The organism is Pyrinomonadaceae bacterium (genome assembly GCA_036277115.1).
GTDB lineage: Bacteria > Acidobacteriota > Blastocatellia > Pyrinomonadales > Pyrinomonadaceae > UBA11740.
In genome coordinates, this window is sequence record DASUNM010000024.1 from 463,573 (window position 1) to 475,607 (window position 12,035).

Consider the following 12,035-nt stretch of genomic DNA (forward strand, 5'->3'; position numbering starts at 1 on the left):
TTTCTGGAGAAGTGAATGTTAGAAATACGTAACTTACATGCATCGGTTGATGGCAACGAGATTCTGAAAGGCATCAACCTGACCATTAATCCAGGCGAGGTGCACGCCATCATGGGCCCGAACGGTTCGGGTAAATCGACTCTGGCGAAAGTGCTCGCCGGCCACCCGCAATACAACGTGACCGCCGGCGAAGTTATTTACGACGGCAAGAACCTACTCGACATGACGCCCGACGAGCGCGCGCGTGAAGGCGTCTTCATGGCGTTTCAATATCCGATTGAGGTGCCGGGCGTTTCGAATGCGCAATTCCTGCGGCTGGCCTACAACGAAAAGCAGAAGCATCACGGTCAGGAAGAACTGGATCCGCTTGAGTTCAAGGATCTGCTGAAGGAAAAAGCGAAAATCGTGGAAATGGATGCGAGCTTTATGACGCGTTCAGTGAACGAAGGCTTCTCCGGCGGCGAGAAAAAGCGAAACGAGATTCTTCAGATGGCTGTCCTGGATCCGAAACTCTCGGTGCTTGATGAAACGGACTCGGGATTGGATATCGACGCGCTGCGCATCGTCGCCGGAGGCGTCAATAAACTTCATAGCCCTGACAAGGCCGTAATTCTCGTCACGCACTATCAGCGTTTGCTGAACTACATCACTCCGGATTTCGTGCACGTCCTCTCGGGCGGCCGCATTGTGAAAGAGGGCGGTAAAGAATTGGCGCTCGAATTGGAAGAGAAGGGCTACGACTGGCTGAAGAACAGCAATGGGAAACCTGCCGTTAGCGCGCCCGCCGCAAGATAAGATGGTTGCCGAAATCGCACACACCAACGTTTACGACGCGGCGTTTCGCGAGTTGCTTAGACAGCAATCCGGCGCGCCTGCCTGGTTGCGCCGCGCTCGCGAGGACGCGTTCGCCGAGTTCGATCGCGTCGGCTTCCCAACCGTACGTGAAGAGGAATGGAAATACACCAGCACCGCGCCGATTGCGCGAGCTGCGTTCACCCCTTCTTTTGGTCCGACGCGTTCCCTGAACGGCGAGCTGCGCAGCTTCACCTTCGAAGAAGCGCGCGACAGTCGCCTCGTTTTTGTAAACGGAGTCTTTCAGCGTGAGAGTTCTTCGGTTTCAGGCCTGCCGGCGGGCGTCGTAGTGGTGAATTTGGCCGAAGCGGTAACTCAACCTGAGTACGAATCACAGTTGAGTTCCCATTTCGATGGCAGCCACGACAACGGGTTTACGGCCCTCAATGCCGCGCTGTTTGTCAGTGGCGCCTTCCTCCTGATACCGCGCGGCGTCGAAGTGACCGTTCCGATTCATCTGCTATTCATTTCGGAGACGACGAACGGTGATACGCCTGCGTCTTTTCCGCGCGTGCATATTCTGGCTGAGGAAAATAGCTCGGCCACGATAGTTGAGTCTTACGCCGGCATGACCGAAGGGCGATATTTGACCAACGCGGTCATCGACGTCGACGTCAAACCCGGCGCTCGCATCAATCACTATCGCATTCAACGCGAGAGCGCGGACGCTTTTCATATCGCGACTACGAAAGCCAAAACCGGCCGCGATTCAGCCTACGAAATAACCAGCATCAATCTCGGCGGACTGCTGGCGCGGCATGGCATTGAAGTAAAGCTCGACGATGAGGGCAGTCATTGCGCCGTCGACGGCCTCTATCTGATTGGCGCCGAGCAGCACAGCGACACACATTCATTGATCGATCACCGGCACCCGCACGGGACCAGCCGCCAACTCTACAAGGGCGTGCTCGATGGCAAGTCGCGCGCCGTCTTTAACGGGAAGGTTTTTGTGCGGCATGGCGCGCAGCAGACGGACGCGCAGCAAACGAACAAGAACCTTTTGCTGTCTGACGAAGCGCGCGTCGATACAAAACCCCAGCTCGAAATCTTTGCCGACGACGTCAAGTGCGCGCACGGCGCGGCCGTCGGACAACTGAGCGAGGATGAACTCTTTTATCTCGAGAGCCGCGGCATCAATCCGGCGCTGGCGCGCAACATGTTGACGTATGGCTTTGCCGAGGAAGTGATCGAGCGGATCAAAATTGACTCAGTCAGGGCTGAACTCAACCGGTTCGTGCTGAACCGGCTGGGCACCTCGCTTGACGACTAGAAGACCGCCCAAAAAAAGTAATGGCTGCTGTTGAAGAACTCATTCCAATAAAGCCAAAGCCACGCGACGAGTGGAACGTTGAACGTGTCCGGAAGGACTTTCCCGTCCTGAGCACGAGCGTGAACGGCAGGCCGCTTGTGTATCTCGACAACGCGGCCTCCTCTCAGGTGCCCCAGTTAGTGATTGAGCGCGGCAGTCAGTACCTTAAATACGAACACTCAAATATTCATCGCGGCGTGCATTACCTCAGCATGAAGGCGACGAACGCGTACGAAGGCGCGCGCGAAAAGGTGAAGCGCTTCATCAATGCGCGCGACGTGAAGGAATGCATCTTTGTGCGCGGCGCGACTGAAGGCATCAATCTGGTGATGCACGGCTATGGCCGGAAATTCATTGGCGCGGGCGACGAAATCATCATCTCGGCGATGGAGCACCACGCCAACATCGTCCCGTGGCAGATGCTGTGCGAAGAGAAAGGCGCGCGGCTGCGCGTCATCCCGATGAATGATGCGGGCGAGTTGCTGATCGATGAATACGAAGCGTTGCTCAACGAGAAGACAAAGCTCGTCGCGATCGGCCACGTCTCGAACGCGCTGGGCACTGTCAATCCGGTCAAGCAAATGATCGACAGCGCGCACAAGTACGGTGCACCGGTCTTAATCGACGGCGCGCAGTGGGTGCCGCACATGCGCGTGGATGTGCAAGATCTCGATTGCGATTTCTACGTTTTTTCCGGCCACAAGATGTTCGCGCCGACCGGCAGCGGCGTCATCTATGGCAAGGAGCATCTGCTCGAAAAGATGAATCCGTTTCAGGGAGGCGGTGACATGATCAAGAGCGTCACGTTTGAAAAGACGCTCTATGCCGGACTCCCGAATAAATTCGAAGCCGGCACCCCCGCGATTGCGTCGCAAATCGGCCTGGGCGCCGCCATCGATTATCTGCACATCATCGGCCAGGAAAAGGCCGCCGCTTACGAGCATGAACTACTGGAATACGCGACCAGGCGTTTGTCGGCGATCGAAGGCGTCCGCATCATCGGCACGGCGCGCGAAAAACTCGGCGTGCTGTCATTCACGATTGAAAACGTTCATCCGCACGACATTGGCACGATTCTGGATCAGCAGGGCATCGCCATCCGCGCCGGCCATCATTGCGCGCAGCCGGTGATGAAGCGATTCAATCTGCCGGCGACGGCGCGCGCGTCGTTCGCGTTTTACAATACGAAAGAAGAAGCGGATGAGTTGGTGCTCGCCATTGAAAAGGTGATTGAGGTATTTGGTTGATGCCCGAGGAGAGCAGTAAGCGTCGGGTCTTTGTAGCGGCGCTGACCGTGCTGATTGTTTCGCCGCTCGTGTGCGGACAGAAAAGAGTCCCCCTCACAAGATTCGAGGCGATTAGGAAAGCTCGCGTTGGTGCGATTCCCAATTGGCGGGAAACCATATCGGATAAGGGGCGTTTTAGAATTCTTTTTCCCGGCCCTGCTCAAGTCGATAACAATGTCGTAAGCGCCGTTGGTCTGAGGGTTATTGAGCCTAATACAAGCTGGAACGTCTTTTATAGCGACCTCGACCGCATCGTGCCAATCAATGAGGCTGCTTTCAGAAAGGCGTATCGCGCCGGCCTCAACGGCATGACCGGGGAAGGAAGGACGCTGCTCAGCCAAAGAGATGTTTACCTCAACGGCGGGTTGGGCACCGAATTTGTAATTGATGGGGTAGGACGAACCAGTTACATGCGAGTATTTGTTGTCGGTCGACGATTATATACGTTGGCAGCGCATCGCAACGCAGTTGACGCTTCAAACAGATCCAATATCCCAACTGATGTACGGCAGTTCTTCGATTCATTCGCTTATTGGGAATAACGCCTGACGAAAATGTCCGAACTTTCCGACCTTTACCAGGAAGTGATCCTCGATCACAACAAGAAGCCGCGCAATTTTCGTAAGCTCGAAAATGCGAACCGGTCGGCGCAGGGTTTCAACCCGCTCTGCGGTGATCAACTGGATGTTTATCTCCAACTTGAAGACGACCAGGTGAAGGAAGTCACCTTCGAGGGCTCAGGCTGCGCGATTTCGAAAGCTTCGGCGAGCATGATGACGCAGGCAGTGAAGGGAAAGACGAAGGTTGAAGCCGAAGCTCTCTTCCACGAATTTCATCGCATGGCGATGGGTGAGCTGGACGAGGAAACCGAACCGAACCAGCTCGGTAAGTTGAAGATTTTCTCCGGCGTACGTGATTATCCTGCGCGAGTTAAGTGCGCGACGCTTTCGTGGCACACAATGCACGCCGCGCTGGAAGGCGAGAACACCGCGACCACTGAATAGAAATATCCAATCGCACTACTGCGGCGGAATCGCCGATAACCCATACAAAGTTTCCGCTGCTTGAAACGTCCATTCCGATTTGTACTTGCTAACCGCGTCGTTTCCCAAGCCGTTGACCAGGTGACCGAGCGCGCGCCTGACACGCACCTGGTCTTCCTTCGGCGCTCCCAGCTTCTCCGCCCGCAGCAGCCAAAGTTGGGCTGAGTTCATCGCCCACGGATACCAAAGAAACCCCAAAGCCTCTCGCGCCATATATGTCTGCCCAAGATGGTCGGTGAAGATAGCCGCGAACTCACCGCTATCGGAGGGAAAGTTCAAATCGCGCTCGACGCACTTCGCCAGGTACTCAGGTATCTGGTTGGCTATGCGAGCAGGAAGGACAAACCCGGCTTCGGCTTCAGCCCGTAAGAGTTCACCATAGATTTGCAGAGTCAAACCATCGATGGCCGCGGTATGTGTTTCACTCTTCGCATGCCAACCGGCGGGGCTGGCTTTATCGTCATATTCATCCGCTAGCCACTGCGCCGTCGCCTTCAGCAGCTGATCACGTTTTTCGACACTGCCTTCCCAGGGGAGATTCGCTTTTCTCGTTTCCAGCAAAGCCAGCAAAGCAAGGGTCGTGGTGTAAACGTTATTGAGAGCTGGCTCTTCCTGATTCGGAAACATGTTCCAGCCGCCATTCTCAAGCGGCCGATAAATTCTTAGAGACTCCTGCGCATACGCGAGTCGCCTCAATGCACGCTCGCGGTCTTGTCCCGTCAACAACCCTGGACGCCCAAGTGCTGTGGCCAAAGCGGCAACGGTCCAGATGGCCGGCTCAGCCTGCGTCCGCTTTTCTCTTGGGTGCGCGATCCAGCCATACTTCCGTCCATCTCTACCTTCGATTGTCGACCCGGCTTCGAAATGTTCCTCAAAGCCTTTGAGAACTTGCCGCGCGTCCGCGTCAGAAAGTTCCGGCGTCGCAAATACCGCGGTCAACGCCTGACCATTCGACCAATATTCGAATGACGGTTTTGCCGCAGGGTTGAGACTGGAAGGAATTCCACCCTTCGCAGTCTGACCACGCTTCAGCGCTTGAGCCAGCTCGTATCGCATTGTGGAAGCCCCTTGGCGAATCTCAGCATTGCTTCGCGTGGGTCGCAATACCGAAGCTTCGTTTCGATCCAGGGCCCTGCGGATGCGCGCGCTGGCGGGAAGATTCAGACCCGCATCAGCCACGGCCACGTAACCGATGGCCATCAAAAACAGCGCTAAGACACCGAGAGCCGCAAAACGCATCCGCCGCTGACGCTGGCGTTGACGTTCACGGCGGCGCAATTCGTCGTACCCGACACCCATCACGCCGGAGAGCAGCTTCAACAGCGCATTTGTTTTTCCATCTTTGCCGGGACGCGCGTCCGCGGCGATCGGCTCGGCCGGTTCGGTTGTGACCTGGCCGTCGGGCGTTACCCGAAACCGAACTGCCGGCGGAAAACATTCGAGCAGCCCGCTGTCCGGCGCCGCGTTCGGTTCACCGTCAGTAATCAGACAGAAGACCCGGCCCGTGTGCCCGAATGACTTATAGGTCTTCACCTCTTCATTCACCCATTTTGAAACTGCGGACTTGGGTGAGCAGATGACGATCAACGAACGCGATTTCGTAAGCGCGTCCTGCAGCTTGCCACCGAGGTCGGACGCGCCAGGCAGCTCCTCCCGATCACGAAACACAGGGAAAAGCCGTTTCGAAATTGGACCCTGCGCAGTTTCGCGGCCAACGATCTTGCGCGGCACGCGATAAGTCTCGATCGACTTGTGCAGCCACTTCGCCCACTCTTCATCGGCGTGGCTGTAGCTGATGAAGGCCCAGTATTTGAAATCCGAATCGTTCATTTAGTCCGTTTTGAAGCGCGTGAATGGGTATTAGCGTTGCGCACGTGATAGGTCGCAAAGGTTCCGTAGCCTTTCGCGAGGGGAGTCTGGCCGACGTAGTCGCAAGTGAATTCGGTAACGCCTTGGGCGGCGGACAGCGCGGCGAACGCCTGACTCGCGTAAACCTGGCCCGGCGGCGTGATGGGTTCGATGCGCGCGGCGCGGCTGACGTGCGTGCCGGTGAAACTCGCAAGGCCGGTCACCGGATCGACGCAGGAATAAACGGGCCCGGCATGAAGTGCGATGCGCAGATTGATCGCCTTCGGAAGTCCTTTCTTGCTCCAGTCTGTGCTCACCATTAGCTCGCACAGATCCAACGCGAACAGGCCGGCGTCGCGGACGTCCGCGAAGACGAAGTAGAGACCATCGCCCCAGGTGTTCTTAATCGAAGGCGCATGCGGTGAAGTCGAAATCAGTTTTCCGATGGCGCCGAGGAAGTGATTCAGGAAGAGCGGAATCTGCTGCTCGGTGAGTTTGCTGAAATTCACCGCGTCGGCAAAGAGCATCGCCATGATGCGTGTGGGGAGGGTCTCCGCCGTCCCCGCATGCGGGGAAGGGTCGGGGGTGGGGTTGACGCGTGTCGCAACCTCTCCCCCCAACCCCCGCTCAGCACGCGGAGAGGGGGAGACGCTGCGTTGTTTGCCGCTGCCAACGGGCATCCCGCGCTTAAGTATCTTCGCCAGGTCGATTACCTGAACGTCCCGGCCGAGGTTCCTCCAATGCGCGACTGCGCTGGCCGTGCCACCCGGACCATCTCCGGGTTTCTGATCCCAGACCGCGAGGGGCACCAGATCGGTTTCCAATTGACGTGCGCGAATGTCGGCCAGTCCATACAGCAGAAGGTTGGCGTATTCAAAAGACATGCTGCCTTCCTCGATTCGTTCGCTGGACGCGGTGATCACAGTCGTCGCACGTTCGAGCACGCTTTCGAACCGCTGCAACCACTCGCTGCCGGCGAATGCCACGCTGTCCTGGATGAATTGCTCCTTCGCGAACGGCAGCACGACGTTCGCTTCGCTCCCGCGCTCGAGCATCGCTTCGAGAAACAAAATATCCGATCCGCATGCTCCCGAAGCGTAGCCAAAGCCGGGTGCGATTTTCTTTACTTGTTTTTGAATCGCCTCGCGCACTGCCGGTTCAAGTTGAGCAGGGAATCGGGGCGCGGCGCGCTCGGCCTGATCGATCAAATGCCCGGCGAACACGACGATGTCTGGAATCTTTAGCGCTTGTTCGATTGACGTCGAATCGCGTTGCAGATGGTTCAGGAGGAGGCGCGCGTTGCGACGCGTCGAACTCAGCTCCGCGTAATTTCCGCGTCCCGCTTTGGCGGCCTGCGCATACCAATCTTCTGCTTCGCTGAAACGTCGCAGAATCAAACAGGCCTCGCCGAGAGTTGCGAGGGGCCAGTAGCGATGCTCAGAATTTGCGGGCAGCGTCTTTATTTCCGCGAGACACGCTGAGCGTGCCTGCTGCGCCAGTGCACCCGCTTCGTCCTTCTTCCCAAGCAGCAGCGCCAGCGTCGCCGTGTTGATGGCCGAGTAGTAACCGCGATTCAGCTTGTAGGACTCCAGATAAAACTTATGCGCGAGCTTTAGTTGGCGGGTGCGCTCAGTCTTTACCGTCGCGTGCGTCCACAGGTCTTTGTGCGTGCGCGCGAGGATGGCAAGCGTCTCTTCATCACGGTGACCTTCGGCGCGAAGCTGCGTCAGAATCGCGTTGCTCCGTTGCGTTGCCCCGCTCCGCGCCAACGACAGCGCGACTTGCTGGCGCATCCCCACATCCGCCGGCTCGTTCTTCAAACCTTCAGTCAGGATGTCGTAAGCCAAAAGCGGCTCGCCCAACTTCAGCACGCGCCGTCCCAGCCGGCGATAAATCTCCGGTGTCTGCGCCCACTCTTCCGGATCATGCGACAGCCACAGCGCAATTGCGCTCGGCAGGTTCACTGCATCGATCAAAGCGAGGGTCGCCGTCTCTGCCGCTTTCGGCCCTTTCCCTTCTTCACTCGGTAAAGCCAATTTCGGCGGCTCGAGCTTGAAGCCCCGATTGAGAATCAGCTTGAGCGTCTCGACCGCGGTGTTGCGGTGGTCCTGCTTTTCCGCGTCCGGAAGTTCTTCGTAGGGCGGGAACGCCGTCGCCGAACGGGCAGCTGACGACTTGGCATTCGCCAACCGCTGCCGCGCGTGAATGTTGTAGGTATTCTCAGCGAGACTTTCGATCAGTTCGTGCAGGTTTTTTGGAAGATCGCGTTCCGGCGTGTGCATGATTAGGCGAAGTGACGGGCCTAGTATAGCCGATGTGATGCACGCGGCCAGCGCCCACAGGTGGCGGTGCATTTAGAAGGAAAATCTGCGTTTTGGAGATTTTTGTTGACCCATTTCCAGCGCGCCAATTATCATAAAACCTTGTCCGGGCGAACCCCGCGCCCGCAGACAATTTCCGGATCCACTGGAAATTAACTCACCAAAAGATAGTTCCAAGAGCCAGCGAACATCTTCTTCCCCGTTCCTCAATGCGATAGCCATCGCTGATCTTCCATAAGGAGTTTCGATTATGAAAAGCACGAAATGTCCACAGTGTGGATTTGTCGGTTGGGCCGACGCTGAGTCCTGCAAGAAGTGCGGCGCCGAACTGACACCGCAACCGGATTACCCTTCGGATGGGTCAGGACCCAGTGAGACTGTTTACTATGCGCCTCCCCCAGGCGGATTTAAGCGGGACCTGGACCAGAAGATGGCGGTAACCGCGATGGTTCTCGGGATTCTGAATTTTCTGTTCCTGGGCATCTTCGGCTTTACGATCATTGTCGGAATCGTGATCTCAGTGGTGGCGCTGAATTACATCAAGCGCTATCCCCACATGTACGGCGGCAAATCGTTTGCCCAGACCGGGTTGATCATGAATATAGCTTCGGGTGTGCTTCTGATTCCGGTCATAGTTATTCTCTCGATCGCGCTTCCGAATCTGCAGGCTTCACGACGAGCAGCGAACGAAGGTTCCACCATAGCGTCCTTAAGAAAGATTCACGCCGCTGAAGGCATGTATCAATCAACGACGGGTCGCGGCGACTTCGGAGACATCAAAGATCTTCACCGAGACTATTTAATTGACTCTGATTTGGCGAGCGGCACCCGAAGCGGTTATCAGTTTAAAGTTGAAGCCGTGAAAGACACAGGTGACGGTTCGCCAGGGTTCACGGTCGTTGCGGTTCCCGTCAGCTATCCATACTCCGGTAGACGTTCGTTCTTTATGGATGAGACCGGGGTTATTCGCGCCGCGGATAGTCAGGGAATGGAGGCAACAAAATACGATCCGCCGGTAAACTTTGAGCGCGATAATCCGTCGAATCGCTCTGCGTCACGCCGTTCACGGACCATAGAAGAGTGACCGGTTAACGCTTAAGACACGTCAACACCGGGTCGAAGTAACAGCCGCTAACGGGTTCCAAAGAGGAGCGCCCTTAGGCGGCTGTAGTTTTTCGGGATGATATTCTAAGGTTAAAGTACCCCGACGTTAGGGACGCCCGATGAAAGTTGTTTTCTTACTGGCGCTTGCGTGCGGGGCGACTATTTCGCTGGCTCCGAAAGAATGGCGCACCATAGTACCTTTGCGTTCGACTCGAGCAGACGTTGAGAAGCTGTTAGGTCCCCACAAGAAATATGGTGGCAGCCTTTCCGACTATGAGACCACTGACGAACGGGTAACCGTTATGTACGCCAGCGGCCCACCGTGTGCTCCAAATGGTTTTCAAATCTGGAATGTGCCGCGGGACACAGTTATAGGAATCACTCTACAGCCGAAGAGAGAATTGCGATTCGTTGATCTGAAGCTTGACGAGGCCAAATATAAAAAAACCGATAATGAAGGACACGGCCCGCCGTATTTCTACTACACGGATGAAAAAGCAGGACTTCAATACGAAGTAATTCAAGGAAGGGTCATGAGTATCAGCTACTTTCCGGCTGCGAAAGATGACCATCTACGCTGCTCGCCTTAGGTGCTGTGCTCTGAGACTCTTTAAGCATAGCTCCCGCCCGTTGAAAGTCTTCCAGATCTGCGTGCTCAAGGCAGACAGTTTGTCCCGACTTGTGGTATAAACTCGCAAAATCTGCAACGCCCTCGCGTCTGCCGTTACGGAGGCTGCCATGAGCTTTCTCCCGGATTACGAAGACGACATTTTTATCAGTTACGCCCATAACGACAACCAGGCGCTCCTGGAGGGCCAGCGCGGGTGGGTCGATGTGTTTCATCAGGCGCTCGAGCGCCGGCTGCAAGTCCATCTCGGCGCCAAGGCAGCAATTTGGCGCGACCCGCGTCTGCAAGGTAATGAGTATTTCGCGGACACGCTGGTCGAGCAGATTCCCAAAGTCGCCATCCTGATTTCGATCCTTTCACCCAGCTACATCAATTCGGAGTGGTGCCGTCGCGAGATGCAGATGTTTTCGGGCATCGCGTCTGAGACGGGCGGCGTGCGGCTGGGAAACAAAGCGCGCATCTTCAAAGTCGAAAAGATTTACGTGCCGCTCGAAAAGCATCCGCCTGAGTTGCAGGGGATGACCGGCTATGAGTTCTACTACATGGACGATCATCGCGCGCGCGAGCTGTCCGCCGAAAGCGGTCCGCACGCCATTGAGTACTGGCAGAGGATCGATGATGTGGCCCAGGACATCGCCACGCTTTTGCAATCGCTAAAAGCGCGGGAAGCCAGTCCGGACGTGCAGGTCTTCCAGGAGACGTCGGGCGAAACGATTTATCTGGCAGAGACTTCATCGGATCTTTCCCCGCAACGCGACAATATCAAGCGTGAGCTTCAGGAGCGCGGTCATGTCGTTATTCCCGATCGGCCGCTGCCGTTGAACGGGCCGGAACTCGAAGAGGACGTGCGGCACTATCTCGAATCGTCGAAGCTCTCAATTCATCTGATTGGCGCGAACTATGGCGTGATTCCGGAAGCCGCCGATCGTTCAGTCGTCTGCCTGCAAAACGATTTGGCCGCCGAGCGAAGCCAGGGTAATGGCTCCGCGGCCAACGGCTTTGCGCGTCTTATTTGGCTGCCGGAAGGCTTGGAAACGCGTGAGGAGCGCCAGCGCCAGTTTATCGAATTCCTCAAATGTGACGCGACTGCACAAAAAGGCGCGGACGTCCTGCAAACCTCGATCGAAGAATTAAAAACTTATATTCAGGACAAGCTGAGACCGAAACCAAAGTCGGTGGCCGCAAATGGAAATGGAAACGGAAACGGAAACGGTCACAAGACCCAGGAAGGACCGCTCCGCGTTTATCTTGTTTGCGACAAGCAGGACTACGACGCCATCGCGCCGGTCGAGGAACATCTCTACAACCAGGGTTTTGAGGTCACGCTTCCGCTGTTCGAAGGCGACGAAGCGGAAGTCCGCGAGGATCACAAAGAGAGTCTTTTGATCTGCGATGCGGTCGTGATCTTTTACGGCAATGCGAGCGAAGGCTGGCTGCGCACGAAGCTCCGTGATCTGCAAAAGAGTCCGGGCTACGGACGCACGAAGCCGATGCTGGCGCAGGCAATTTACGCCGGCCCACCAGAAAATCCGGCGAAGCAGCGTTATCGCACCCGCGAAGCGCTGCTGCTCAGAAACTTTGGCGACTTCACTCCCGATTCTCTTCAGCCATTCATCGAGGAAATCCAAAGGGCAAAAAGGTAGA

General features: G+C 56.4%; 10 protein-coding genes. 8 read left to right on the top strand and 2 right to left on the bottom strand.

The features are described from left to right. Positions 1–15 precede the first annotated feature (15 nt). Genes sufC through VFX97_15545 form a run of 5 tightly spaced genes read left to right on the top strand, consistent with a single transcriptional unit; the run spans position 16 to position 4,451 of the window. Positions 16–795: a Fe-S cluster assembly ATPase SufC gene (gene sufC, locus VFX97_15525; protein ID HEX5704611.1), complete on the top strand. Its 780-nt coding sequence runs from the start codon at positions 16–18 to the stop codon at positions 793–795. After that, positions 758–2,122 carry a Fe-S cluster assembly protein SufD gene (gene sufD, locus VFX97_15530; protein HEX5704612.1) on the top strand — a complete coding sequence of 455 codons (1,365 nt, stop codon included), beginning with the start codon at positions 758–760 and terminating at the stop codon, positions 2,120–2,122. The genes sufC and sufD overlap by 38 nt, the downstream gene beginning before the upstream one ends. 20 nt (positions 2,123–2,142) lie before the next feature. Continuing rightward, positions 2,143–3,408: a cysteine desulfurase gene (locus VFX97_15535; GenBank protein HEX5704613.1), complete on the top strand. Its 1,266-nt coding sequence runs from the start codon at positions 2,143–2,145 to the stop codon at positions 3,406–3,408. Then, entirely contained in the window at positions 3,408–3,989 is a 582-nt protein-coding gene (locus VFX97_15540; protein HEX5704614.1) for a hypothetical protein, read from the top strand. The genes VFX97_15535 and VFX97_15540 overlap by 1 nt, the downstream gene beginning before the upstream one ends. A gap of 12 nt (positions 3,990–4,001) precedes the next feature. Continuing rightward, on the top strand, positions 4,002–4,451 hold the full coding sequence (locus tag VFX97_15545) for an SUF system NifU family Fe-S cluster assembly protein (GenBank protein HEX5704615.1): 450 nt from the start codon (positions 4,002–4,004) through the stop codon (positions 4,449–4,451). Positions 4,452–4,466: 15 nt separating this feature from the next. Here the strand turns inward: VFX97_15545 and VFX97_15550 are convergent, their stop codons facing one another. Both VFX97_15550 and VFX97_15555 read right to left on the bottom strand, forming a co-directional pair. Beyond that, the gene (locus VFX97_15550; GenBank protein ID HEX5704616.1) at positions 4,467–6,320 is read right to left on the bottom strand and encodes a toll/interleukin-1 receptor domain-containing protein; all 1,854 of its coding nucleotides are present in this window, start codon (positions 6,318–6,320) and stop codon (positions 4,467–4,469) included. Continuing rightward, positions 6,317–8,620 (bottom strand): TRAFs-binding domain-containing protein, encoded by a 2,304-nt coding sequence (locus tag VFX97_15555; GenBank protein HEX5704617.1) that lies wholly within the window; start codon positions 8,618–8,620, stop codon positions 6,317–6,319. The genes VFX97_15550 and VFX97_15555 overlap by 4 nt, the downstream gene beginning before the upstream one ends. 289 nt (positions 8,621–8,909) lie before the next feature. On the opposite strand from VFX97_15555, the gene VFX97_15560 reads away from it, so the two are divergent. The 3 genes from VFX97_15560 (at position 8,910) to VFX97_15570 (ending at position 12,034) form a co-directional block, all read left to right on the top strand. Next, complete coding sequence (locus VFX97_15560) at positions 8,910–9,743, top strand: DUF4190 domain-containing protein (protein HEX5704618.1); 834 nt, start codon at positions 8,910–8,912, stop codon at positions 9,741–9,743. Positions 9,744–9,882: 139 nt separating this feature from the next. After that, a complete protein-coding gene (locus VFX97_15565; GenBank protein HEX5704619.1) occupies positions 9,883–10,353 on the top strand; it encodes a hypothetical protein in 471 nt (156 codons plus the stop codon). A 148-nt stretch (positions 10,354–10,501) separates the two neighbouring features. After that, positions 10,502–12,034, top strand: a complete 1,533-nt coding sequence (locus VFX97_15570; protein ID HEX5704620.1) for a toll/interleukin-1 receptor domain-containing protein — start codon at positions 10,502–10,504, stop codon at positions 12,032–12,034. Position 12,035 lies beyond the last annotated feature (1 nt).

What these genes read in the sequence shown, in the direction of transcription:
- sufC (HEX5704611.1), top strand. Translation starts at nt 16, where the DNA reads ATGTTAGAAATACGTAACTTACATGCATCGGTTGATGGCAACGAGATT.
- sufD (HEX5704612.1), top strand. Translation starts at nt 758, where the DNA reads ATGGGAAACCTGCCGTTAGCGCGCCCGCCGCAAGATAAGATGGTTGCC.
- VFX97_15535 (HEX5704613.1), top strand. Translation starts at nt 2,143, where the DNA reads ATGGCTGCTGTTGAAGAACTCATTCCAATAAAGCCAAAGCCACGCGAC.
- VFX97_15540 (HEX5704614.1), top strand. Translation starts at nt 3,408, where the DNA reads ATGCCCGAGGAGAGCAGTAAGCGTCGGGTCTTTGTAGCGGCGCTGACC.
- VFX97_15545 (HEX5704615.1), top strand. Translation starts at nt 4,002, where the DNA reads ATGTCCGAACTTTCCGACCTTTACCAGGAAGTGATCCTCGATCACAAC.
- VFX97_15550 (HEX5704616.1), bottom strand. Translation starts at nt 6,320, where the DNA reads ATGAACGATTCGGATTTCAAATACTGGGCCTTCATCAGCTACAGCCAC.
- VFX97_15555 (HEX5704617.1), bottom strand. Translation starts at nt 8,620, where the DNA reads ATGCACACGCCGGAACGCGATCTTCCAAAAAACCTGCACGAACTGATC.
- VFX97_15560 (HEX5704618.1), top strand. Translation starts at nt 8,910, where the DNA reads ATGAAAAGCACGAAATGTCCACAGTGTGGATTTGTCGGTTGGGCCGAC.
- VFX97_15565 (HEX5704619.1), top strand. Translation starts at nt 9,883, where the DNA reads ATGAAAGTTGTTTTCTTACTGGCGCTTGCGTGCGGGGCGACTATTTCG.
- VFX97_15570 (HEX5704620.1), top strand. Translation starts at nt 10,502, where the DNA reads ATGAGCTTTCTCCCGGATTACGAAGACGACATTTTTATCAGTTACGCC.